Source organism: Streptomyces sp. NPDC000404, assembly GCF_040300365.1.
Classification (GTDB): Bacteria; Actinomycetota; Actinomycetes; order Streptomycetales; family Streptomycetaceae; genus Streptomyces; species Streptomyces ramulosus.
This window is the reverse complement of sequence record NZ_JBEPDN010000017.1, coordinates 181146-206535: the sequence shown is the minus strand read 5'-3', so window position 1 is coordinate 206535 and position 25390 is coordinate 181146. Positions and strand designations below refer to the sequence as shown.

14 protein-coding genes and 1 tRNA gene are annotated in these 25390 nt (G+C 73.0%); 12 read left to right on the top strand and 3 right to left on the bottom strand.

Going from position 1 to position 25390, the window contains the following annotated elements; genetic code table 11:
• The first annotated feature begins 181 nt into the window (after positions 1-181).
• Together ABT345_RS29465 and ABT345_RS29460 are read left to right on the top strand one after the other, a co-directional pair.
• Positions 182-859: a DegT/DnrJ/EryC1/StrS family aminotransferase gene (locus ABT345_RS29465; RefSeq protein ID WP_345087004.1), complete on the top strand. Its 678-nt coding sequence runs from the start codon at positions 182-184 to the stop codon at positions 857-859.
• An 84-nt stretch (positions 860-943) separates the two neighbouring features.
• Positions 944-1016, top strand: a tRNA-Thr gene (locus ABT345_RS29460).
• A gap of 108 nt (positions 1017-1124) precedes the next feature.
• Here the strand turns inward: ABT345_RS29460 and ABT345_RS29455 are convergent.
• Positions 1125-3773, bottom strand: coding sequence for a SpoIIE family protein phosphatase (locus ABT345_RS29455; protein ID WP_345087002.1), 2649 nt, complete (start codon positions 3771-3773; stop codon positions 1125-1127).
• A gap of 286 nt (positions 3774-4059) precedes the next feature.
• Between ABT345_RS29455 and ABT345_RS29450 the strand changes: the two genes are divergently transcribed.
• The 10 genes from ABT345_RS29450 to ABT345_RS29405 all read left to right on the top strand — a co-directional run bounded on the left by ABT345_RS29450 (position 4060) and on the right by ABT345_RS29405 (position 19119).
• Entirely contained in the window at positions 4060-9561 is a 5502-nt protein-coding gene (locus ABT345_RS29450; RefSeq protein ID WP_345087000.1) for a HAMP domain-containing protein, read from the top strand.
• 284 nt (positions 9562-9845) lie between these two features.
• Positions 9846-10499 carry a response regulator gene (locus ABT345_RS29445; RefSeq protein WP_345086999.1) on the top strand — a complete coding sequence of 218 codons (654 nt, stop codon included), beginning with the start codon at positions 9846-9848 and terminating at the stop codon, positions 10497-10499.
• 137 nt (positions 10500-10636) lie between these two features.
• A complete protein-coding gene (locus ABT345_RS29440; RefSeq protein ID WP_345086997.1) occupies positions 10637-13384 on the top strand; it encodes a DNA translocase FtsK in 2748 nt (915 codons plus the stop codon).
• A gap of 237 nt (positions 13385-13621) precedes the next feature.
• Positions 13622-14428: a helix-turn-helix domain-containing protein gene (locus tag ABT345_RS29435; RefSeq protein ID WP_345086995.1), complete on the top strand. Its 807-nt coding sequence runs from the start codon at positions 13622-13624 to the stop codon at positions 14426-14428.
• Positions 14429-14534: 106 nt separating this feature from the next.
• Positions 14535-16001 (top strand): 30S ribosomal protein S12 methylthiotransferase RimO, encoded by a 1467-nt coding sequence (gene rimO, locus ABT345_RS29430; RefSeq protein ID WP_345086993.1) that lies wholly within the window; start codon positions 14535-14537, stop codon positions 15999-16001.
• The gene (gene pgsA / locus ABT345_RS29425) at positions 15998-16636 is read left to right on the top strand and encodes a CDP-diacylglycerol--glycerol-3-phosphate 3-phosphatidyltransferase (protein WP_345086991.1); all 639 of its coding nucleotides are present in this window, start codon (positions 15998-16000) and stop codon (positions 16634-16636) included. Before rimO ends, pgsA begins: the two co-directional genes overlap by 4 nt.
• A complete protein-coding gene (locus ABT345_RS29420; RefSeq protein WP_345086989.1) occupies positions 16633-17160 on the top strand; it encodes a CinA family protein in 528 nt (175 codons plus the stop codon). The genes pgsA and ABT345_RS29420 overlap by 4 nt, the downstream gene beginning before the upstream one ends.
• A 94-nt stretch (positions 17161-17254) precedes the next feature.
• Positions 17255-17638, top strand: a complete 384-nt coding sequence (locus ABT345_RS29415; RefSeq protein WP_345086987.1) for a helix-turn-helix domain-containing protein — start codon at positions 17255-17257, stop codon at positions 17636-17638.
• Positions 17639-17881: 243 nt separating this feature from the next.
• The gene (locus ABT345_RS29410; RefSeq protein WP_345086985.1) at positions 17882-18352 is read left to right on the top strand and encodes a Dps family protein; all 471 of its coding nucleotides are present in this window, start codon (positions 17882-17884) and stop codon (positions 18350-18352) included.
• Positions 18353-18819: 467 nt separating this feature from the next.
• Complete coding sequence (locus tag ABT345_RS29405; protein WP_345086983.1) at positions 18820-19119, top strand: hypothetical protein; 300 nt, start codon at positions 18820-18822, stop codon at positions 19117-19119.
• A gap of 370 nt (positions 19120-19489) precedes the next feature.
• Here the strand turns inward: ABT345_RS29405 and ABT345_RS29400 are convergent, their stop codons facing one another.
• Both ABT345_RS29400 and ABT345_RS29395 read right to left on the bottom strand, forming a co-directional pair.
• A complete protein-coding gene (locus ABT345_RS29400; protein ID WP_345086981.1) occupies positions 19490-20290 on the bottom strand; it encodes an Fpg/Nei family DNA glycosylase in 801 nt (266 codons plus the stop codon).
• Between the two features lie 171 nt (positions 20291-20461).
• Entirely contained in the window at positions 20462-25243 is a 4782-nt protein-coding gene (locus ABT345_RS29395) for an Lhr family helicase (RefSeq protein ID WP_345086979.1), read from the bottom strand.
• Positions 25244-25390: the final 147 nt, after the last annotated feature.

Here is a 25390-nt window from a genome sequence, read left to right as displayed (position 1 = left end):
CAGCGCCGATGGTACTGCAGAGGGGACTCTGTGGGAGAGTAGGACGCCGCCGAACAATTCTTCAGCTCCGGTCTCCGGGAATCAGTGATGGTTCCCGGGGGCCGGAGCTTTTTTGCGTTCAGCGACAAGTGGCCGTGTGGGCGTAACGCCGTGTTCACCTTGCGTCGCCAGGATCCGCGGCATGGGGACAGTGGAGACGCTCAAGTCGGCCGGGGTGCGTGCCGGTGACGAGGTCGTGGTGCCGGCGTACGGCAACGCCGAAGTGGCCGAGGCGGTGGTGGAGTTGGGGGCGCTGCCCGTCTTCGCCGACGTCGACGGGGAGAGTTACTGCCTCGATCCCGCCGCCGTGTCCGATGTGGTGACGAGTCGTACCGCCGCCGTTGTCGCGATACACCGCTTCGGGCGGCGGGCCGACGACGGCTGGATTCGGGAACTGGGGCGACGGCACGGGCTGTTGGTGCTGGTCGCGGACGAGCCGGGCGCCGTGTCCGAGGGAGCCGAGCGGCGTAGGGCGCATGCGGCGTACCTCGACGGGCGGCTCAAGGGCGTGAAGACGCCGGCGCCTGCCGCAGGGCACACCTATGCACAGTACGTGGTGCGGGTCCCCGGTAACGGGCGGCCGGACCGGGACGCGTTCGCGCGGGCGTTGCGGGCCAAGGGCGTTGCCTGCCGGATACCCGTACAGGCGCCCGTGTACCGGATGCCGGGGCTGCGGCGGGACGTCTTTCTGCCGCAGACCGAACGCGCCGTAGAGGAGACGCTGGCGTTGCCGCTGCGGGCGGCAATGGAACGGCGGGAGTTGCAGCGGATGGTGGGCGCCTGCAATGCGCTCGGAGGGCTGCTGCAGCCCGCGTTGTGACGGGCCGGCGGGTGGTCCTCGGGAGTGGTCCGTGCGCGATTCGGAGCTTCGGCGCAGGTCATGTATGATCTATTCCGCTGGCTCGCCCCAATAGCTCAGTCGGCAGAGCGTCTCCATGGTAAGGAGAAGGTCTACGGTTCGATTCCGTATTGGGGCTCAGAAGGAAAAGGCCCCCGCTGATATGGCGGGGGCCTTTTTCATGTGCGGGAAGGAGCGCCCTGTCTTTCCCGCCCGGTGGGCACCGGACGGGAAAGACAGGGGCGTTCTACTGCTGTGCGGTGGGGATTCCGGGGACGCGCATCGCGAGGATTGCCATGTCGTCCGAGGCCGGTTCCGCGGCGAAACGCTCTACGGCGCGCAGTACCCGGGCGGCGACCGCGCCCGCGGTCAGGCCCGTGCATGTCGTCAGGACATCGGTGAGGCCGTCGTCGCCGAGCATGCGGGTGCCCTCGCGGCGCTCGGTCACACCGTCGGTGACGCAGAGAAGGACGTCGCCGGGGTCGAGGGTGACGGTCTGCTCGTACAGCTCCAGGTCGTCCATGACCCCGAGGAGGGGCTGGGGTTCGGCGGCCGGTTCGACCGAGCCGTCCTGGCGGAGGCGGAGCGGCAGCGGATGGCCGGCGCAGACCACCTTCAGCAGGGCGCTGCCGTCCTCCTGTGGCCACAGCTCGCCGTAGAGGAGCGTGAGGAAGCGGCTGCGGGCGCCCTCGTCGAGGATGGCGGCGTTGAGGCGTTCCAGGACGGCGGGGCCGCCGAAGCCCTCGCGGGCGAGGAGGCGCAGGGCGTGCCGGGCCAGGCCCGTGACCGCGGCGGCCTCGGGGCCCGTGCCGCAGACGTCGCCGATGGCGAAGCCGTACGCGCCGTCGCGGATCGGGAAGAGGTCGTAGAAGTCGCCGCCGACCTCGTTGCCCTCGCCGGCGGCGCGGTAGATGACCTCGACCTCGACGCCCGGGACGTCCGGCAGCTCCGGCGGCAGGAGGCTGCGCTGGAGGGACTGGCTGATGGCGGTGCGCTCGGAGTAGAGGCGGGCGTTGTCGAGGGCGAGCGCGGCGCGGCGGGAGAGGTCCTCGGCCAGCTCCAGGATCTCCTGGCGGAAGTGTTCCTCGGTGGGCTTGCCCAGGGTGAGCATGCCGATGACGCGGTTGCGGGCGACCAGCGGCAGCACGACGGTTTCGCCGCCGACCGCCGAGGCGGTGGCGAGGGAGGCACCCGGGCCCGTGGAGGGCCGCGCGGAGTCGCCGAGGCCCAGGCTGCGCAGGGAGGTGCGCAGGGCGGCGTCGTGTGCGGCGGCGGTGGGGGCGGTCCACACGCGGGCGCCCGGGGTGGGCACCGGCTCCGGCGGATCGACCTTCAGCAGCAGGGTCTTGAGGCCGTCGATGCGGTCCTCGTCCTCGTGCAGGACGTAGGACAGTTCGGGCTCGGAGGCCTGGTCGGCGACGGTGTAGACGGCGCACCAGGTGGCGAGGGTGGGGACCGTCATCTGCGCCATCAGCGCCAGTGTCTGGTCCCGGTCGAGGGTGCCGGCGAGCAGGTCGGACGCCTCGACGAGGAAGGAGAGGGAGCCGCGGCGGAGCTTTTCCAGCTCGGTCAGGCGGGCTCGTTCGACGGCGAGGGCGATGCGGTCGGCGGCGAACTGCAGGTGCAGCGCCTCTTCGTTGGTGTAGCGGCCGGCGCCCTCCGCGGCGACGCCGAGCGAGCCGGTGAGGCGGCCCTCGACCTTCAGCGGGACGGTGACGACGGAGCGCATGCCCGTGCCGTTGAGCAGGGGGACGGCGCCGGGAACGGCGGTGAGGTCCTCGTGGACGGACGGCATACGGGCGGAGCCGTAGCGGCCGGAGCCGGTCTCGACGGGGACGCGGGCGAAGCGCTGGCGGGCGGAGGGCAGGCCGGTGGAGGCGCGGACCTCCAGCTCCGTCTCGTCGTCGGTGGCGAGCAGCAGATAGGCGGCGTCGCCGTCGAGCATGTCGCGGGCCCGCTCGACGGTGCGCTGGAGCAGGCCGTCGAGGTCGTCGGGGGCGGGGGAGCCGATGAAGACCTCGAACGGGTCGGACGGGCGGCCGTCGGCGCGGGCGGTCTGCGAGGCGGCGTCCGGGGCGGGGGTGCGCGTCGGGCTCTGCAGGACGGCGCGTTCGTGGTCGCGGACGAGGAGGCAGACCGTGGAGGCCTCGCCGTCGGCGTCGCGGACCCGCAGGTGGGAGGCGTAGACGGGCAGCACCCGGCCGTCGGCGCCGCGGACGCCGTAGGAGCCCTCCCAGCGGGAGAGGCGCAGGGCCTCGGCGATGCCGGTGCCGGTGCCGGGGGTGTGCGGCCAGGCGGCGATGTCGGTGAGGGGCTTGCCGACGACCTGCTCGGCGTCGTAGCCGAAGAGGCCGGTGGCGTCGTCGTTCCAGGCGCTGATGCAGCCGCCGCGGTCGATCTGGACGACGGCGACGCGGACGCGGTGGTCGGCGACCGGGAGCGCGTCGACGGGGAGCGCGGGACCGGCGGCGCGGGTGCCCGCCGGGCGCTCGGGCAGGTCGAGGCGGAACCAGACGTATTTGCGGTCGGGGGAGTACTCGACGCCCCAGCGGGCGGCGAGCGCCCCGCACAGGAGCAGTCCGCGGCCGCCCTCGCGGTCGGGGTGGACCAGGACGCGGCCGGTGTTCTGGAGCGGGATCTCGCGCTCGGGGTAGCGGTCGGCGACGGAGATGCGGACGCCGCTCTCCTCGCGCAGGCACAGGACGTCGGCGGCGGTGCCGGCGTGCACGACGGCGTTGGTGACCAGTTCACTGGTAAGGACGACGGCGTCGTCGACGATGTCGCCGTATCCCCAGCCCTGAAGGGTGTCACGGACGAACGCACGGGCCTGGGCGACCGAGCGCCCGACCGGCTCGAAGGTGGCGGCGGCCCGCGCGGTGATCACTGGTCTCCTCATGCGTGTGTCGGTGATCTGGTCCCCCATACCTGCGGCGCCCCTCCGATTACCTGTCGTGCGTGTGCCACCGTCTTTGGCGGGAAGCCGTGCGGGTGGACAGCCCGGTGCCAGGTTACTTACCTTCGCCGCGGCTGCGGATGCCGGTCACGGGTGATTCCGCCCCGATCGCGCCCAGGGACGGTATGCGATGCTGCCGAACTGTTATGGCCTGGTTGGGCCATGGTGAAACACTGGGCAGGCATCAGGAGAAAGCCCGGGAACGGTCGACCCTTGCGGGAGGGACACGGTGGAGTCTGGCGCAGCGGCGCGGGGCGCAGGCACGCGCGCGAAAGGCGGACGATCCCGGAGCGGCGGGACGACCGAGGTGGACACGGCGGCCCTGAACCGGCTGCTGGTCGCCCTGGCCGCCATGCGGGACGGCAACTTCCGCAAGCGGCTCACGGTCTCCGGCGACGGGGTCATGGCCGAGATCGCGGCGGTGTTCAACGAGGCCGCGGACCGCAATCTGCATCTGACGGGCGAGCTGGCGCGGGTGCGCCGCGTCGTCGGACGTGAGGGAAAGCTCACGGAGCGGCTGGAGGTCGGGGCCTGCGAGGGGTCCTGGGCGGCGGCGATCGATGCGTCCAACGCGCTCGTCGACGATCTGGTCCGGCCCGTCTCCGAGGTGGGCCGGGTGCTGTCGGCGGTGTCCGAGGGCGATCTGGAGCAGCGGATGGATCTGCGCTCGCGCAGTTCGGACAGCTCCTCGGAGCATCCGCTGCGCGGCGAGTTCCTGAAGGTCGGGCGGACGGTCAACGGTCTGGTCGACCAGTTGTCGGCCTTCACCGACGAGGTCACGCGGGTGGCCAGCGAGGTCGGTACGGAGGGCAAGCTCGGCGGCCAGGCGCGGGTGCGCGGGATGTCGGGCTCCTGGAAGGACCTCACCGAGTCCGTCAACACGATGGCCGCGCGGCTGACCGCGCAGGTACGTGACATTGCTCTCGTCACCACGGCGGTGGCCAAGGGTGACCTCTCGCGGAAGGTCACCGTCCACGTCGAGGGCGAGATGCTGGAGCTGAAGAACACCGTCAACACGATGGTGGACCAGCTCTCGTCGTTCGCCTCCGAGGTGACGCGCGTCGCGCGGGAGGTCGGCACCGAGGGTGAGCTGGGCGGCCAGGCGCGGGTGCCGGGGGTCGCCGGAGTGTGGAAGGACCTCACCGACTCCGTCAACCTGATGGCGGGCAACCTCACGGCGCAGGTGCGGGGGATCGCGCAGGTCACCACCGCGGTCGCCAACGGTGATCTGTCGCAGCGGGTCACGGTGAGCGCCCGCGGTGAGGTGGCGCAGCTCGCCGACACGATGAACACCATGACGGAGACGCTGCGGACCTTCGCGGACGAAGTGACGCGGGTGGCGAACGAGGTCGGGGCCGAGGGGCAGCTCGGCGGGCAGGCGCAGGTGCCGGGCGCCGCCGGCACCTGGAAGGACCTGACGGACTCGGTCAACACGGCGTTCCGCAACCTCACCGCGCAGGTGCGGGACATCGCGCAGGTGACGACGGCGGTGGCCAACGGCGATCTGTCGCAGACGGTCACGGTCGATGTCGCCGGTGAGATGCTGGAGTTGAAGAACACCGTCAACACGATGGTGGGTCAGCTCTCGGCGTTCGGTGCGGAAGTCACGCGGGTGGCGCGGGAGATCGGGGTCGAGGGTGAGCTGGGCGGCCAGGCGGCGGTGCCCGGCGCGGCGGGCACCTGGAAGGACCTCACCGACTCGGTGAACACCGCGTTCCGCAACCTCACCGGTCAGGTCCGCAACATCGCGCAGGTGACGACCGCCGTCGCCAACGGCGACCTCTCGCAGAAGGTGACGGTCGACGTCTCCGGCGAGATGCTTCAGCTGAAGAACACCGTGAACACCATGGTGGATCAGCTGTCGTCCTTCGCCGACCAGGTCACGCGGATGGCCCGGGACGTGGGTACGGAGGGCCGGCTGGGCGGTCAGGCGCGGGTGGACGGCGTCAGCGGCACCTGGAAGGAGCTGACCGACTCGGTCAACTTCATGGCGGGCAACCTCACCTCGCAGGTGCGGCAGATCGCCCAGGTGACGACGGCGGTGGCGCGCGGCGACCTGTCGCAGAAGATCGATGTGGACGCGCGCGGCGAGATCCTGGAGTTGAAGAACACCATCAACACGATGGTCGACCAGCTCTCCGCCTTCGCCGAGCAGGTCACCCGCGTCGCCCGGGAGGTCGGTACCGACGGGCGGCTGGGCGGTCAGGCGCAGGTGCCGGGCGTCGCCGGGGTGTGGCGGGACCTGACGGACTCGGTGAACGGCATGGCCGGGAACCTCACCGCGCAGGTGCGCAACATCGCGCAGGTCGCGACGGCGGTCGCCCGCGGTGACCTGTCGCAGAAGATCGATGCGGATGCCCGGGGCGAGATCCTGGAGCTGAAGAACACGCTGAACACGATGGTCGACCAGCTGTCGTCGTTCGCGGACCAGGTGACCCGGGTGGCCCGGGAGGTCGGCACCGAGGGCATCCTCGGCGGGCAGGCCGAGGTGCAGGGCGTCAGCGGTACGTGGAAGGACCTCACCCAGTCCGTCAACGGCATGGCGAACAACCTGACCTCGCAGGTGCGCAACATCGCCGAGGTGACGACGGCGGTGGCCGACGGCGACCTGTCGAAGAAGATCACCGTCGATGCCAAGGGCGAGATCCTCGAACTGGTCACCACCGTCAACACGATGGTCGATCAGCTCTCGTCCTTCGCCGAGCAGGTCACGCGGGTCGCCCGTGAGGTGGGCACCGAGGGGCAGCTCGGCGGGCAGGCGCGGGTGCCGGGCGCCACCGGCATCTGGCTGGACCTCACCGACAACGTCAACCTGATGGCCAACAACCTGACGATCCAGGTGCGGAACATCTCGCAGGTCGCGGCGGCGGTCGCCAACGGTGATCTGACGAAGAAGGTCACGGTCGAGGCGCGCGGTGAGGTCGCGCAGCTCGCCGACACCGTCAACACCATGGTCACCACCCTCTCGTCGTTCGCCGACGAGGTGACGCGGGTGGCGCGCGAGGTGGGCACCGACGGCATCCTGGGCGGCCAGGCGCGGGTGCCCGGTGTCGCGGGGACGTGGAAGGACCTCACGGAGTCGGTGAACTCCATGGCCAACAACCTCACCGGCCAGGTCCGCAACATCGCGATGGTCACCACCGCCATCGCCAAGGGCGATCTGACCAAGAAGATCGACATCGACGCGCGGGGCGAGATCCTGGCGCTGAAGACCACCATCAACACCATGGTCGACCAGCTGTCGTCCTTCGCCGAGCAGGTCACCAGGGTGGCCCGTGAGGTGGGTACGGAGGGGCAGCTGGGCGGGCAGGCGCAGGTGCGGGGCGTGGCCGGCACCTGGAAGGACCTGACCGAGTCGGTGAACGAGATGGCGGGCAACCTCACCCGTCAGGTGCGGGCCATCGCCGCGGTCGCCGCGGCGGTCACCCTCGGCGACCACAACGTCCGGATCGACGTCGACGCGGCGGGCGAGATCCTGGAGCTCCAGGACAACGTCAACACCATGATCGCCACGCTCCGCGAGACCACGCTCGCCAACGAGGAGCAGGACTGGCTCAAGGGCAACCTCGCCCGGATCTCCGGCCTGATGCAGGGCAGGCGGGACCTCAAGGACGTCGCCACGCTCATCATGAGCGAGCTGTCGCCCGCGGTCTCCGCCCAGCACGGCGCGTTCTTCCTCGCCGCCCGCCCCGACGGTCAGGAGCTGGGCGCCGACGGCGGTGAGCGCGGCGCGTACGAGCTGCGGCTGATGGGGTCGTACGGCTACGCGATGGGCGCGATGCCGACGACGTTCAAGCCGGGCGAGACGCTGATCGGGACGGCTGCCGAGGAAGGCCGCACGATCCTGGTGGAGAACGTGCCCTCCGGCTATCTGAAGATCGCGTCCGGGCTGGGGGAGGCGCCGCCGGCGAATGTGATCGTGCTGCCGGTGCTCTTCGAGGACAAGGTCCTGGGCGTGATCGAGCTGGCGTCGTTCCAGCCGTTCACCCAGATCCAGAAGGACTTCCTCAGCCAGATCGCCGAGATGATCGCGACCAGCGTCAACACCATCTCGGTCAACACCAAGACGGAGGTGCTGCTCCAGCAGTCGCAGGAGCTGACCGAGCAGCTGAAGGAGCGTTCCGCCGAGCTGGAGAGCCGGCAGAAGGCGCTGGAGCTGTCCAACTCCGAGCTGGAGGAGAAGGCCGAGCAGCTGCGGGCGCAGAACCGCGACATCGAGGTGAAGAACACCGAGATCGAGGAGGCGCGGCAGGTCCTGGAGGAGCGCGCCGAGCAGCTCGCGGTCTCGATGCGGTACAAGTCGGAGTTCCTGGCGAACATGTCGCACGAGCTGCGTACGCCGCTCAACTCCCTGCTGATTCTGGCCAAGTTGCTGGCCGACAACGCCGAGGGGAACCTCTCCCCGAAGCAGGTGGAGTTCGCCGAGACGATCCACGGGGCGGGCAGCGATCTGCTCCAGCTGATCAACGACATCCTCGATCTGTCGAAGGTCGAGGCGGGCAAGATGGACGTCTCGCCGACGCGGATCGCGCTGGTCCAGCTCGTCGACTACGTCGAGGCGACCTTCCGCCCGCTGACCGCGGAGAAGGGCCTGGAGTTCGCGGTCCGGGTCTCGCCGGACCTGCCGTCCACGCTGCACACCGACGAGCAGCGGCTGCTGCAGGTGCTGCGCAACCTCCTGTCGAACGCGGTGAAGTTCACCGACAGCGGCAACGTCGAACTGGTCATCCGGCCGGCCGGTGCGGATGTGCCGGTGGCCATCCGCGAACAGCTCCTGGAGCACGGTTCGCTGCGGGACCCGGACGCCGAGATGATCGCCTTCTCGGTGACCGACACCGGTATCGGCATCGCGTCCAGCAAGATGCGGGTGATCTTCGAGGCGTTCAAGCAGGCGGACGGCACGACCAGCCGCAAGTACGGCGGTACGGGCCTGGGCCTGTCGATCAGCCGGGAGATCGCGCGGCTGCTGGGCGGCGAGATCCACGCCGCGAGCGAACCGGGCCGCGGCTCGACGTTCACGCTGTACCTTCCGCAGAACCCGGGCGGGCTGCCGCCGCAGGGCTACCCGGCGCTGGTGGCCGGGGGCCTGGCGATGGACGCCGAGGCGCGCGAGACGGAGGTCGGGCGGCAGGCGGCCGAGGAGGCGGCGCGGGTGGCCGAGGAGCAGGCGTCGGTGGGCGCGCTGAGCCGCCGGCGCCGGCGCGGGCTGACCGGCGGCGCCCGCCGGGCCGCGCTGCCCGCACCGCAGCGGTCCGAGGGCGCCGTGCCCGAGCCGCCGGCCCCGGCGGCGCAGCCGGCGGAGCCCTGGCTCGGCAACGGCCAGGACCTGGTGGAACCGGCCGCGAGCGGCGGTTTCCACGGCGAGAAGGTGCTGATCGTCGACGACGACATCCGGAACGTCTTCGCGCTGACCAGCGTGCTGGAGCAGCACGGTCTGTCGGTGCTGTACGCGGAGAACGGCCGGGAGGGCATCGAGGTACTGGAGCAGCACGACGACGTCGTCCTGGTGCTGATGGACATCATGATGCCGGAGATGGACGGCTATGCGACGACGGCGGCGATCCGCAGGATGCCGCAGTTCGCGGGGTTGCCGATCATCGCGCTGACCGCCAAGGCGATGAAGGGCGACCGGGAGAAGAGCATCGAGTCCGGTGCCTCGGACTACGTCACCAAGCCGGTCGACACCGACCATCTGTTGTCGGTCATGGAGCAATGGATGCGCACGAGGTGACGGAACGTCCAGTATGGAAGCGGAAGAGGATCACCGGGTGCTGAGGCACGGTGGCCGCGGGCGTGGCGCGACGCACGGCGGGGGAACCTTCCGGCCCCCTCCGGCGTTTCCGCTACGTACACGGTGACATCGCGGTGACAGGGTGTGGCGACGAGCGGGGTGCAGCTACGATGACCGGCACAAGGACGGGCGGCATGACGGAGTCGCCCCTTGGGGCGGCGTCCGGTTCTTCCCCAAGTCCTTCGGACAGGGGAGGCCCCATGCCGGGGCGAGGAGGTCGGGCCATGGTGCAGAAGGCCAAGATCCTCCTGGTCGATGACCGGCCGGAGAATCTGCTGGCGCTGGAGGCGATCCTCTCCGCGCTCGATCAGACGCTGGTGCGGGCATCGTCCGGGGAGGAAGCGCTCAAGGCGCTGCTCACGGATGATTTCGCGGTGATCCTGCTCGATGTGCAGATGCCGGGGATGGACGGTTTCGAGACCGCGGCGCACATCAAGCGCCGCGAGCGCACCCGCGACATCCCGATCATCTTCCTGACCGCGATCAACCACGGCCCGCACCACACCTTCCGGGGCTACGCCGCCGGTGCGGTGGACTACATCTCCAAGCCGTTCGACCCGTGGGTGCTGCGGGCGAAGGTCTCGGTCTTCGTCGAGCTGTACATGAAGAACTGCCAACTGCGGGAGCAGGCGTCGCTGTTGCGGCTGCAGTTGGAGGGCGGCCGGGTCGACGAGGCGAAGGAGTCGGCCGGGCTGCTCGCGGAGCTGTCGGCGCGGCTCGCGGCGGTCGAGGAGCAGGCGGAGGCGCTGTCCAAGCAGCTGGACGAGTCGGCGGACGCGGCGGCGGTGGCGACCGCCGCCCATCTGGAGCGGAAGCTGACCGGGCTGCGGCGGGCGCTGGATGCGCTGGAGCCCGGCACGGGCGGCGGAGCGGGCTGACCGCCGGGCCGCCGCCGTTCGACTGACGGCCGCTCACCGGCCCCGACGGGCAGGCACCCTGACATTCCGGTACGACACGTTCGGGTGAAGTGCCGTGCGCTCGTGTCCGCTCCGGTGGCGCCTGTAATCTCGTCACCATGGCCTCACGTACGTCCGGCAAGGGAACCCAGCGCACGACGGGCCCCTCGAAACAGCGCGCCGGAGCGTCCGGGGGCGCCGCCAAGAAGCCTGCCGCGAAGAAGGCGGCTGCGCGCAAGCCGCCGGCGAAGAAGACCGCGGCGAAGGCGCCGCCCCGCAAGGCGCCCGCCAAGAGGGCCCCGGCGAAGAAGGCGCCGCCGAAACCGGCGCCGTCGCCGACCGGCGGCGTCGTCCGCCTCCTGCGGGGCTGCGGCCGGGCGTGCGGTGTGGTCTTCCGCGGCATGGGCCGCGGCGCGAAGAACCTCGACCCGGCGCACCGCAAGGACGGCCTCGGGCTGCTGCTGCTGGGCATCGCGCTGGTCGTCGCGGCCGGTACCTGGTCCAACCTCAGCGGTCCGGTCGGCGATCTCGTCGAGCTGCTGGTGACCGGCGCGTTCGGGCGGCTCGATCTGGTGGTGCCGATCCTGCTGGCCGGGATCGCCATCCGGCTGATCCGCCACCCCGAGCAGCCCGAGGCCAACGGCCGGATCGTGATCGGGCTCTCCGCACTGGTCATCGGCGTCCTCGGGCAGGTCGCGATCGCCTGCGGATCGCCGGGGCGGGACGACGCCGCGGGGGTGCGGGACGCCGGCGGCTATGTCGGCTGGGCGTTCTCCAAGCCCCTGATCTTCACCCTCGGGCAGATGCTGGCGGTGGCGCTGCTGGTGCTGCTGACGGTGTTCGGCCTGCTGGTCGTCACGGCCACCCCGGTCAACGCGATCCCGCAGCGGCTGCGGGCGCTCGGTGCCCGGCTCGGCGTGCTGGAGACCGAGCCGGAGGCGGAGTGGACGGACTGGGCGGACGACGAGGAGGAGTGGGAGGAGCGCCCGGCGCGCCGCTCGCGCCGGGCCGTCGCCGCGGAGGCGGGCGACCCGGACGCGCTGGAGGCGGAGGCGCTGGCCGAGCGGCGCCGCCCCCGCAAGGAGCCGGCACCGCCCGCCGTGGCGCGGCCCAAGGACGCGGTGGACGTCGCGGCGGAGGCCGCGGCGGCGCTGGACGGCGCGGTGCTGCACGGCGTCCAGCCCTCCCCGGTCGTCGCCGGACTCAGCAGCGGCGTCTCCGGCGAGCGGCGGGGCGGCGCCGAGGCGGGCACGCCGTCCGGAGCGGTGCCCGCCGCGCGTGCGGCGCAGCCGCCGGCGGACGGCCCGCCGTCCGTGCCGGACTTCACCAAGACGCCGAAGGAGCCGGACGGTGCGCTGCCCGCCCGCGCCGAGCAGCTGCAGCTCGCGGGCGACATCACCTACTCCCTGCCCGCGCTGGACCTGCTCTCCCGGGGCGGCCCCGGAAAGACCCGCAGCGCCGCCAACGACGCGATAGTGGCCGCGCTGACCAACGTCTTCCAGGAGTTCAAGGTCGACGCGGCGGTCACCGGTTTCACCCGCGGGCCGACGGTCACCCGGTACGAGGTCGAGCTGGGCCCGGCGGTCAAGGTCGAGAAGATCACCGCGCTGGCGAAGAACATCGCGTACGCGGTGGCCAGCCCGGACGTGCGGATCATCAGCCCGATCCCCGGCAAGTCCGCGGTCGGCATCGAGATCCCCAACACCGACCGGGAGATGGTCAACCTCGGCGATGTGCTGCGGCTGGCCGACGCGGCGGGTGACGAGCATCCGATGCTGGTGGCGCTCGGCAAGGACGTCGAGGGCGGCTACGTCATGGCCAACATGGCGAAGATGCCGCACATCCTCGTGGCCGGTGCCACCGGTTCCGGCAAGTCCTCGTGCATCAACTGTCTGATCACCTCGGTGATGGTCCGGGCCACCCCGGAGGACGTGCGGATGGTGCTGGTCGACCCCAAGCGCGTCGAGCTGACCGCGTACGAGGGCATCCCGCACCTGATCACGCCGATCATCACCAACCCGAAGCGGGCGGCCGAGGCGTTGCAGTGGGTCGTGCGCGAGATGGATCTGCGCTACGACGACCTCGCGGCGTACGGCTACCGCCACATCGACGACTTCAACGAGGCGGTCCGCAGCGGCAAGGTCAAGCCGCCCGAGGGCAGTGAGCGGGAGCTGGCGCCGTATCCGTATCTGCTGGTGATCGTGGACGAGCTGGCGGACCTGATGATGGTCGCGCCGCGGGACGTCGAGGACGCGATCGTCCGCATCACGCAGCTGGCGCGGGCGGCCGGTATCCATCTGGTGCTCGCCACCCAGCGGCCGTCGGTCGACGTCGTCACGGGTCTGATCAAGGCGAACGTCCCCTCCCGGCTCGCCTTCGCGACGTCCTCGCTCGCCGACAGCCGGGTCATCCTCGACCAGCCGGGCGCCGAGAAGCTGATCGGCAAGGGCGACGGCCTCTTCCTGCCGATGGGCGCCAACAAACCGGTCCGGATGCAGGGCGCGTTCGTCACCGAGGCCGAGGTGGCCGCGGTGGTGCAGCACTGCAAGGACCAGATGGCGCCGGTCTTCCGCGACGACGTGACGGTCGGCGGCAAGCAGAAGAAGGAGATCGACGAGGACATCGGCGACGACCTCGACCTGCTGTGCCAGGCCGCGGAGCTGGTGGTCTCGACGCAGTTCGGCTCCACCTCCATGCTCCAGCGCAAGCTGCGCGTGGGCTTCGCCAAGGCGGGGCGGCTGATGGACCTGATGGAGTCGCGCAACATCGTCGGGCCGAGCGAGGGCTCCAAGGCCCGCGACGTCCTCGTGAAGCCGGACGAGCTGGACGGAGTGCTCGGAGTGATCCGGGGGGAGGCTTCCGGGTAGAAAAACCCGAGCGATTAACCCGTACGGGTCATGCGTGCGGGCGCCAAAGCAACCGTTTCTCCTGCCGATACGTCAAGTTGAGGGAGGTGAGGGAACGATGCTTCACCAGCGGAGCCGGAGGCGTCGCCGCCGGCGTACCGATGGCGTACGGACTCCGTCCGCCCGCTTGCCCGTCCCTTTCGGTCCACCCCTAGACTGAACGTCCAGCAGGTGGCTACACGCTCGAAAGGCGCCCCCGTGTCCATCGGCAACTCCCCAACTGACGACCGGCCTTCCGTCGGTCGAGCCATCCAGCAGGCCCGTATCGCGGCGCGGCTGACCGTCGAAGAGGTCAGCGCGTCGACACGGGTGCGTATCCCCCTTGTCCACGCGATCGAACAGGACGACTTCTCACGCTGCGGCGGCGACGTCTACGCCCGGGGCCACCTGCGTACGCTCGCCCGCGCCGTCCGTCTCGATCCCGGTCCGCTGATCGAGCAGTTCGACGCCGAGCACGGTGGCCGTCCCGAGCCGACGCCCGCCGCGCCGCTCTTCGAGGCCGAGCGGCTCCGGCCCGAGCGGCGCCGCCCCAACTGGACGGCCGCGATGGTCGCCGCGATCGTCGCGGTGGTCGGCTTCGTCGGCTTCACGCTGTTCAGCGACGGCGGGCAGGGCGGCGGGATCTCCGTCGCCGGGGGCGACACCAACCCCGACAAGCCCACCCCGCACCCCCGCACCACCCCCGCCAAGCACCCCCAGCCGGACCCGGAGCCCTCCGACAGCGCCATCGCCGGGCTGCCGAAGGACAAGGTGACGATCAAGGTCGTCGGCCGCGACGGACAGAGCTGGATCTCCGCGAAGGACGCCAACGGCAAGCTGCTGGAGGACGGGCTGCTGCGGGAGGGCGAGTCCAAGACCTTCACCGACAAGGAACGCATCGACCTCGTCCTCGGCAACGCCGGTGCCGTGCAGCTGTACGTCAACGGCAAGGAGGTCAAGGAGGTCGGCGACCAGGGCTCCGTGGAGCGGCTGAGCTACACCCCGGGCGACCCGCAGGCCGGCTGAGCAGGCCGGGCATCCTCCGCCGCCGTGCGCTGCCGGGACACCGGAAAGCGCACGGCGGCGGACCTGCGCGCGAGGGGCGCGTCCGGGACGAAGTAGGCTGAGCCCCATGCCCGAACGCCGTACCGTCGCCCTTGTCACTCTTGGCTGCGCCCGTAACGAGGTGGACTCGGAGGAGCTCGCAGGCCGCCTGGCAGCGGACGGCTGGGACCTCGTCGAGGACGCCGCCGATGCCGATGTCGCCGTCGTCAACACCTGCGGCTTCGTCGAAGCCGCCAAGAAGGACTCCGTCGACGCCCTGCTGGAAGCCAACGATCTGAAGGATCACGGCCGCACCCAGGCCGTCGTCGCCGTCGGCTGCATGGCCGAGCGCTACGGCAAGGAGCTCGCCTCGGCGCTGCCCGAGGCCGACGGCGTGCTCGGCTTCGACGACTACACCGACATCTCCGACCGCCTGCAGACCATCCTCAGCGGCGGCAACGTCGAGGCGCACGCGCCGCGCGACCGCCGCACCCTGCTCCCGATCAGCCCCGCCGAGCGACAGGACGCCGACGCGGTCGCGCTGCCCGGCCACGCGCAGGACACCCCGCCCGCCGATCTGCCCGAGGGCGTGGCGCCGGCCTCCGGGCCGCGGGCGCCGCTGCGCCGCAGACTCGGCAGCAGTCCGGTGGCGTCGGTCAAGCTCGCCTCCGGGTGCGACCGGCGCTGTTCGTTCTGCGCCATCCCCTCGTTCCGCGGCTCGTTCATCTCGCGGCGCCCCTCCGACGTCCTCGGCGAGACCCGCTGGCTGGCGGAGCAGGGCGTCAAGGAGATCATGCTGGTCTCCGAGAACAACACCTCCTACGGCAAGGACCTCGGCGACATCCGCCTGCTGGAGACGCTGCTGCCGGAGCTGGCCGCCGTCGACGGCATCGAGCGGATCCGGGTCAGCTACCTCCAGCCCGCCGAGATGCGGCCCGGGCTGATCGACGTGCTCACCTCCACCGACAAGGTGGCGCCCTACTTCGACCTCTCCTTCCAGCACGCGGCGCCCGGGGTGCTGCGCCGGATGCGGCGCTTCGGCGACACCGACCGCTTCTGGGAACTGCTGGAGCAGATCCGCACCAAGGCGCCCGAGGCCGGTGCCCGCTCCAACTTCATCGTCGGCTTCCCCGGCGAGAGCGAGGAGGACGTCGCCGAGCTGGAGCGCTTCCTCACCGGCGCCCGGCTGGACGCGATCGGCGTCTTCGGCTACTCCGACGAGGACGGCACCGAGGCCGCCTCGTACGCGGACAAGACCGATCCGGACGTCGTCGCCGAGCGGCTGGCGCGGGTGTCGCGGCTGGCCGAGGAGCTGACCGCGCAGCGCGCCGAGGAGCGCATCGGCGACACGGTGCGGGTGCTGGTCGACCGGATCGACGACGAGGAGGGCGTGGTCGGCCGGGGCGCCCACCAGGCGCCCGAGACCGACGGCGTCACGCTGCTGCGCGGCGCGGACGGCCTGGTGCCCGGCCGGATGGCCGAGGCGAAGGTCGTCGCGAGCGAGGGCGTGGACCTGATCGCCGAGGTGTGCACCTCCGAGGGGGCGGGCAGATGACGCCGCTGCCGGCTTCCGCCACCGGCGGGCCGCGCCCGGCGACGGTCCGGCAGGCCGGGCTGTGGAACATCGCCAACGTCCTGACGATGCTGCGGCTGGTCCTGGTGCCGGCCTTCGTGCTGCTGCTGATGCACGGCGACGGACGGGACCCGGCGTGGCGTTCGTTCGCCTGGGCCGCGTTCGCCGTCGCCATGATCACCGATGTCTTCGACGGGCACCTGGCACGGTCGTACAACCTCGTCACCGACTTCGGGAAGATCGCCGACCCGATCGCCGACAAGGCGATCATGGGCGCGGCGCTGATCTGCCTGTCACTGCTGGGCGATCTGCCGTGGTGGGTGACGGGCGTGATCCTCTTCCGGGAGCTGGGCGTCACGCTGCTGCGGTTCTGGGTGATCAAGCACGGCGTGATTCCGGCCAGTCGTGGCGGCAAGATCAAGACATTGGCGCAGGGCACCGCGGCCGGGATGTACGTCCTGGTGCTCACCGGCCCGCTGGCCACGTTCCGCTGGTGGGTGATGGCGCTCGCCGTGGCGCTGACCGTCGTGACCGGGCTCGACTACGTGCGTCAGGCCGTCACGCTGCGCCGGGCCGGACTGGCCCGCGAGCGCGCCGAGCGGGACGCCGTACGGTGACCGGGCCGGCGGCGCGGGCGCTGGAGCTGCTCGCCGCGCGGGGCGAGACCCTCGCGGCGGCCGAGTCGCTGACCGGCGGTCTGGTCGCCGCCGGGCTGACCGCCGTGCCCGGCGCCTCGCGCGTGGTGCGCGGCGCGGTGACCGCGTACGCCACCGACGTCAAGCGCTCCGTCCTGGGCGTCGACGGGGATCTGCTCGCGGCGCGCGGCGCGGTGGACGGCGAGGTCGCGCGGCAGATGGCGTGCGGGGTGCGGCGGCTGCTGGACGCCGACTGGGGCGTCGCCACCACCGGGGTGGCCGGTCCGGACCCGCAGGACGGGCAGCCGGTGGGCACCGTCTACGTCGCGGTCTGCGGTCCCGGTCGGGCGGCCGCGGTGCGGCGGCTGGCCCTGGAGGGGGACCGCGAGGCGATCCGCGCGGGCAGCGTCGCGGCCGTGATCGGGCTGCTGCTCGGCGAACTGACAGAAAATACCGGGGCACAGGATACGGAACAACACGGGGGGAAGGGATGTTTGCAGCCCTGAGTGAACACGTACCGGCGCCCGGCACGGCTACGGCCGGAGGCGGTACGGTGGGGCGAGAAGGATCCGGATCCGAGGTCCGAGGAGGGAGCCAGCGATGATTCTGCTTCGTCGCCTGCTGGGTGACGTGCTGCGCCGACAGCGTCAGCGCCAAGGCCGCACCCTGCGCGAGGTCTCTTCCTCCGCCCGGGTGTCGCTCGGCTATTTGTCCGAGGTCGAACGAGGACAGAAGGAAGCATCGTCCGAACTGCTCTCGTCGATCTGTGACGCGCTGGATGTGCGCATGTCCGAGCTGATGCGTGAGGTCAGCGACGAGCTGGCGCTCGCCGAACTGGCACAGTCCGCGGCCGCGACCGACCCGGTGCCCGCACCGGTGCGGCCCACGTTCAACGCCGTGTCCGTCGCCTCCCTGACGGGTGTGGCGGAGGACCGCGTGACGATCAAGTCGCCGGCCGATGTGGTGGCCGGCGTCGCCGCCTGACGCACTGCACAGACCATCCGCGGAGCCCCGCCCGGCATCAGCCGGGCGGGGCTCCGCGCCGTTCGGGCCCGGGTGCGACCGGTGGCATACGCACGGACCCTTGGGCGCCGCGGGCGCGGTGCCCGGCGCGGCCGCTCGACTGCTCGCCGTCGGCCGATCGTTTATACGATGACCTAACCCGTACATTCCCGAGCGTTTCGGGCCTCTGGTGCCGGGGCGTTCGTCCCCTGGAGGAGGAGCTGGATGTCTGTGGTCACGAGCACGCTGTCCGACGCCGACCGCGCCGTCGTGGGGAAGGCCCTGCAGGGCGCCCTGGTCGATCTGGTGGATCTCTCCCTCGTCGCCAAGCAGGTGCACTGGAACGTCGTCGGCCCGCGGTTCCGCTCCGTCCATCTCCAGCTCGACGAGGTGGTCGCCTCGGCGCGGACGCATGCGGACGAGGTCGCCGAGCGGGCGTCCGCGGTGGGGGTGTCGCCGGACGGCCGGGCGGCGACGGTCGCGAAGACCACCGGCATCGCGGAGATCGCGGACGGCTGGATCAAGGACGAGGCCGGCGTCGCGGCGCTGGTCACCGCGTTGGGCGTGGTCATCGGGCGGATGCGGCAGCGGATCGACGCGACCGGGACGCCCGATCCCGTCACCCAGGACCTGCTGATCGGCCTCACCGGCGACCTGGAGAAACACCACTGGATGTTCCAGGCCGAGGCGCACTGACGCCCGCCGGAAACCCGCCGCGCGGCCGCGCCATCGGTGCGGCCGCACGGGGGCGTGCGCGGGACCGCGGGCGGCGTGCGGACGCGCCGAGGACGCGCGCCGGGGGAGCGCCGATGCGCCCTGCCGGACCGCTTCGGGGCGCCACTAGCGTCGTACGGGGCGGCGGCCGGAGCCCGGACGGCGGCCGGGTGGAGGAGGCGGCGATGAGCGGACACGGAGCAGGGGGGCGCGCATCGGCAGGCCGGGGGGCCAGGGGGTGGCCGCAGAGTCCCGCCTGGCGCGCGACGCCCGGCACGCCCCGTCGCGGCGTTGTCGGGGGCGCCCCGATATCGGGTGTACCGGGGCGCCCCTCCGCCCTGCGAGGGCACGCACCGGACGCCGTGCGCCCCGCCCTCCGGGCGAACGGCGGGACTTCGCGCACACACCCTGGGCGGCCGGGGCCGCGGGCCGGCTCCCGGTGGCGGATCGTGATCGCGGTGCTGGCCGGGGCGGTGTGGTGGTGGGCGACGGCCCGGCTGCTGTGGTGGCCGGCCACCACGGGACCGGTCGAATCGGCGGTGGCCGCGGGGGGCTGGGGGCTGAGCCTGCTGCCGGTGCACTGCGTGCCGTGGGCGGGCCGGCGACGGCCTCGGGGCGGCGGGGCGCGGGGACCGGGGCTCCTGTCGTACGACGAGGTGCGGGCGGCGGGCGCGGACGCGGTGCGTGGGGTGCTGTGGGGGCGGCTGCGGAAGGGACCGGGGAGCGGGGGCGAGGGGGGACGGGGGTGAGGCCGGGGTCGGGTGTGGGTTTGGCGGGCGGTAGGGCGCCTGCGTGGGGTGCGGGGTGTTCGGGCGGGGTGGGTTCGGGGTCGGTCGGGGCGGGTGGTGAGGCGGGGCGTCGGGTTCGGCGTGCGGTGCGTGGGGTGTGGGGCGTGGGGGCGTTCGGGCAGGCAGGGGGCCGGGCACGGTGCGCCGGGGTGAGACGGTCGGGCGAACCAGGACCAGGACGAAGGCCAGGATCAAGGTCTGGGCCAGGGCCAGGGCCAGGGCCAGGGCCGGGATCGGGACCGAGGCCAAAGCCGGGACCGGATCGAAACCAACACCAGGATCAGGGCCAGGACCGGGACCGGGCCGACCGGGTGGGACCGGGGCGGGGCCTTCAGGGTTCGGGGGTGGGGCCCGGCTGGCAGGTGGGGCACCAGTAGGTGACGCGTGCGTCGGGGGCGGGGCCCGGTGCGCTGCGGCGGACAAGGGTGCCGCAGCGGTGGCAGGGGCGGCCGGCGCGGTCGTGGACCCACAGGCGGCGGTCGGGGCGGGCGCCGGGGACGGTGCGGCGGGCGGGGCGGTTCTTGTTGACGTCCAGCAGCTTCCGGGCGAGGGCCGGTGCGCGGGCGGGGTCGGGGAGCTGCCCGATCGGCAGCCAGGGGGAGGCGCCGAGGAGGAAGCACAGCTCGCACCTGTAGACGTTGCCGAGCCCGGCGAGCAGGCGCTGGTCGAGCAGGGCGTCGCCGAGCGGGCGGTCCGCGGCGGTGAGCAGACGGCGCAGCGCCTCCTCGGGATCCCAGTCCGGGCCCAGCGGGTCGGGGCCGAGATGTCCCACGACGCGGTGCTCGTCGGCGGTCCGCACCAGCTCCAGCACGGGCAGCCGGTAGCCGACGGCGGTGCGGTGCGCGGTGCCGAGGACGGCCCGGATCTGGTGCGCGGGGCCGCCGCGCCACCGTTCGCCGGGCGCGTGGATCCGCCAGGCGCCGTCCATCCGCAGATGGGAGTGGAGGGTCAGCCCGCCCTCGACGCGGAGCAGCAGATGCTTGCCGCGGGAGACCGCTTCCCGGACCGTCCGGCCCGACAGATCGGCCGTCGCCAGCCGCGGCACCCGCAGCTCGCACCGGACCAGCACCTCTCCGGCCAGCGCCTCGTGCAACTGCCGGGCGATCCGCCAGACCGTGTCACCTTCGGGCATGGACCCATGATGCCCACGGTGGGGGCCGTCCCGGGCGTTCGGAGCTGCGGCCTTTGGCCCGGGGCGAGGTGCGGGCCGCCCGGTGGTGGGTGCCCCGGGCGGCCCGCACCCCGGACCGGCGCCCGGGACATCCGGAGCCGTGGGCCCGCCCCGCCCGCCGCGCCGCTTCCTTCAGGCCCGCAGCCGCAGCCCCCGCGGCGTGGGGTGGAACCCCGCCTCTTCCAGGAGGGCGGCGAACGGGGAGGTCAGGGCGGATATGCCGTTGATCCGCTCGGTGGTGACCGCGCCCAGGGCGCCCGCGCGGGCGAGGGCGGCCAGCGCCTCGACCGCCTGGCACAGCCGGGCGTCGGGCCGGGGCCCGTCCGCGTCCGTGCCGAGCGGCCACAGCAGCAGGGTCTTGCCGCCGCGCTCCATGTAGAGCGTCAGCTCGCCGTCGACCAGGACGACCAGGGAACCGGCCTTGCGGCCCGGTTTGTGGGTGCAGCCCGCGGGCGGCTCGGGCCACGGCAGGGCCGCGCCGTAGGCGTTGGCCGGATCGGCCGCCGCGAGCACCACCGCCCGCTGCGGGCCGTCGCCGCCCCGCTCCGACGCCGGGGCGAAGTCGTCCGCGGCGTCACGCTCGCGGCGGTTGTGCACCGCGCGGAGCCGGTCGACCGCGCCGTCCATCGCGAACTGGGCCGCGCCCAGCCCCTCGACGACATAGCCCCGGCGTGCCTGCCCGCTCTCCTCGAACGCGGCCAGCACGCGGTACGCCGCCGAGAAGCCGCCCTCGACGCCCTCCGCCGCGACCGCGCCGCGGGTGACGATGCCGTGGCGGTCCAGGAGCGTACGGGCCAGGGCATGCGCGCGATGCGTCGGATCGGGCTCCGGGGCGGGCAGCAGCGACCAGCGGCCCCCCACGGTCGGCGGACCGGAGCGCGAGGCCGTCGGCCGGCCGGTGCGCATCGTCACGGCGGTGCCGTAGCGGCCGCGGGGCACCGAGCGGCGGGCGCGGTGCGCGGTGGAGCCGGCCGTGCGGCCCGAGCCGAGCAGGGCGCGCAGCGGCGCCAGGGTGTCGTTGGTGAGCCGGCCCGACCAGGTCAGCTCCCAGAGCGCGTCGGCGAGTTGCGGATCGGTGACCTCGGGGTGGGTGGTGGCGCGGACCCGGTCGGCGAGCTGACGGAAGAACAGGCCGTACCCGGGCGCGAGGGCGTCCAGGACGGAGGCGTGCAGCGCCGAGATCTCCAGGGGCAGCGGCGACGCCAGCGACAGCGGGGCGGTGTCGGCGAGATGGAGGGTGAGCCAGCCGTCCTTGCCGGGCAGCGCGCCCGCGCCCGCCCACACCACCTCGCCGGTGGCGGTGAGTTCGTCGAGCAGCGCGGGGGAGTAGTCCGCCACCCGGGACGGCAGGACGAGCTTCTCCAGCGCGGAGGCGGGCACCGGCGCGCCCTGCAACTGCTCGACGGCGCGCACCAGTCCGTCGATCCCACGCAGCCCGGGGGCGGCGCCCTGCGGCGGACGGGCGGCGCCCGGGGTGAGCCGCGGCGTGCCGACCTGCTGCCACCGGGGCAGGAACGCGGCCAGCGCGGCGGGCGGCACCGGCTCCAGCTCCTCGCGCAGCGCCGCCAGCGAACGGCGCCGCAGCCGCCGCAGCACCTGCGCATCGCACCACTCCTGGCCGAGGCCGTGGAGGGGGGTGGCGCTCGGCGCTTCCGGGGAAGGATGGGCGGCGGGCGGGCGGAACTCGCCCTGCACCAGGCGGCCGGCCGCCGCCAGCCGCTGCAGGGCGCCGTCGGTGACCGCCGGGCCCAGGCCGAAGCGGGCCGCGGCCTGCTCGGAGGTGAACGGGCCGTGGGTGCGGGCGTACCGGGACAGCAGATCGCCCAGCGGATCGGCCACCGGCTCGGTGAACGCCTCCGGGACGCCCACCGGCAGCGCCGTGCCCAGGGCGTCGCGGAGGCGTCCGGCGTCCTCGATCGCGGCCCAGTGCGCGGTGCCCGCCAGCCGCACCGGGATCGCGCGGCGCGCCGCGGCCAGCTCCTCGGCCCAGGCCGGGTCGGCGCCCCGCTCGGCCAGCTCCGCGTCGGTCAGCGGCCCCAGCACCCGCAGCAGGTCGGCGACGCCCTCGGCGTCCTTGACCCGGCGGTCGTCGGTGCGCCACTGCAACTCCCGCTCCAGCTCCGCCAGCACCTGCGGGTCCAGCAGCTCGCGCAGCTCCGCCCGGCCCAGCAGCTCCGCCAGGATCCGGGAGTCCAGCGACAGCGCGGCGGCCCGGCGCTCGGCGAGCGGGGAGTCGCCCTCGTACAGGAACTGCGCGACGTAGCCGAAGAGGAGGGAGCGGGCGAACGGGGACGGCTCCGGGGTGGTGACCTCCACCAGGCGGACCCGGCGGGCCTCGATGTCGCCCATCAGCTCCGTCAGCCCGGGGACGTCGAACACGTCCTGGAGGCATTCGCGGACCGCCTCCAGGACGATCGGGAACGAGCCGAACTCGCTCGCCACCTGCAGGAGTTGGGCCGCACGCTGGCGCTGCTGCCACAGCGGGGTGCGCCGGCCGGGGCTGCGCCGCGGCAGCAGCAGGGCGCGCGCCGCGCACTCCCGGAAGCGGGAGGCGAACAGCGCCGAGCCGCCCACCTGGTCGGTGACCAGCTGATCGACGTCGCCCGGATCGAGGACGACATCGGCGGCGCCGACCGGCGACTGCTCCGGGTCGAACTCCGCGCCCGCCGCGGGCCCCGCGCCGCCGCCCGGCCCGTCGAGGAGGTCGAGGCCCAGCAGATCCGCGTCGGGTAGCCGCAGCACGATGCCGTCGTCGGCGTGCATCACCTGGGCGTCGATGCCGTGCCGCTCGGCCAGCCGCGCGCCGAGGGCGAGCGCCCACGGGGCGTGCACCTGCGCACCGAAAGGGGAGTGCACCACGACGCGCCAGTCGCCCAGCTCGTCCCGGAACCGCTCCACGACGACGGTGCGGTCGTCCGGCACATGGCCGCACGCCTGGCGCTGCTCGGTGAGATAGCCGAGGACGTTGTCGCAGGCCCAGTCGTCGAGACCGGCGGCGGCGAGCCGGGCCCGCGCCTCCTCGGGCCGCAGTGCCCCGATCTCGCGGAGGAAGGCACCGAGCGCCCGGCCCAGCTCCAGGGGGCGGCCGAGCTGATCGCCCTTCCAGAAGGGCAGCCGGCCCGGCACCCCGGGGGCGGGGGTCACCAGGACGCGGTCGCGGGTGATGTCCTCGATGCGCCAGGAGGTCGTGCCGAGGGTGAAGACGTCGCCGACGCGGGACTCGTAGACCATCTCCTCGTCCAGCTCGCCGACCCGCCGGCCGCCGCCCTTGCCGTCGCCGCCGGCCAGGAAGACGCCGAACAGCCCGCGGTCGGGAATCGTGCCGCCGGAGGTGACGGCGAGCCGCTGGGCGCCGGGGCGGCCGGTCACCGTCTGCGCGACGCGGTCCCACACCAGGCGCGGCCGCAGCTCGGCGAAGGCGTCGGACGGATAGCGGCCGGCCAGCATGTCCAGGACGGAGGTGAACGCCGACTCCGGGAGGGAGGCGAACGGCGCCGCGCGGCGCACCAGGGCGAGCAGCTCCCCGACGTCCCAGGTGTCCAGCGCCGTCATCGCCACGAGCTGCTGCGCCAGGACGTCGAGCGGATTGGCGGGCACCCGCAGCGCCTCGATGGCGCCCGTCCGCATCCGCTCGGTGACCACGGCCGACTGCACCAGGTCACCGCGGTACTTCGGGAAGACGATGCCCTTCGACACCGCGCCCACCTGGTGCCCGGCCCGGCCCACCCGCTGCAGCCCGGACGCCACCGACGGCGGCGACTCGACCTGGATCACCAGATCGACCGCGCCCATGTCGATGCCCAGCTCCAGGCTGGAGGTGGCGACGACGGCCGGCAGCCGGCCCGCCTTGAGATCCTCCTCCACCAGGGCCCGCTGCTCCTTGGAGACCGAACCGTGGTGGGCGCGGGCCAGCACCGGGGGCGCGCCCCCGGCCGCGCCGGCCTGGCCCATCAGCTCGGCCGGGGAGTGGTCCTCCGGGAGCGGCTCGCCGGTGGCCCGCTCGTGGGCGATCTCGTTGAGGCGGTTGCAGAGCCGCTCCGCGAGGCGGCGGGAGTTGGCGAAGACGATCGTCGAGCGGTGGGACTGCACCAGATCGGCGATCCGCTCCTCGACCTGCGGCCAGATCGACGGCTTCTCCCCGGCCACGCCCTCCCGTACGGGCGAGCCGCCCAGCTCGCCCATGTCCTCCACCGGGACGACCACCGACAGGTCGAACCGCTTCCCGGACGGCGGCTGCACGATCTCCACCCGGCGCCGCGGCGACAGATAGCGGGCCACCTCCTCCACCGGGCGGACCGTCGCCGACAGCCCGATACGGCGGGCCGGGCGCGGCAGCAGCGCGTCGAGCCGCTCCAGGGAGAGCGCCAGATGCGCGCCGCGCTTCGTCCCGGCGACGGCGTGCACCTCGTCGAGGATCACCGTCTCGACGCCCTCCAGCGCCTCCCGCGCGGACGACGTGAGCATGAGGAACAGCGACTCGGGGGTGGTGATCAGGATGTCGGGCGGGCGGGTGGCGAGCGCGCGGCGCTCGGCGGCCGGGGTGTCGCCGGAGCGGATGCCGACGGTGATGTCCGGCTCGGGCAGTCCGAGGCGGACCGACTCCTGCCGGATGCCGGTCAGCGGGCTGCGCAGATTGCGCTCGACGTCGACGGCGAGGGCCTTCAGCGGCGAGACGTACAGCACCCGGCAGCGCTTCTTCGGCTGGGCCGGGGGCGGGGCGCTCGCCAGCGCGTCCAGCGAGGCGAGGAAGGCGGCCAGCGTCTTGCCGGAGCCCGTCGGCGCCACCACCAGGACGTCCGAGCCCTCGCGCAGCGCGCTCCAGGCGCCCTCCTGCGCCGCCGTCGGCGCGTGGAAGGCGCCGGTGAACCAGCCGCGCGTCGCGGCGGAGAAGGAATCGAGCGCTGTCCCGTCCATGCCCCCCATCGTGCACCGGCCCACTGACAACGCCGCCGGCACGCGGCATCCGCGCAGCTCACGGCGGGTGCGGCGGATCGCCCGCGGCAGAGCGGAACGGCCGCGCGCCGTGCATGCCGCCCCGCCGCGGCCCGTGCCTTCCGCGTC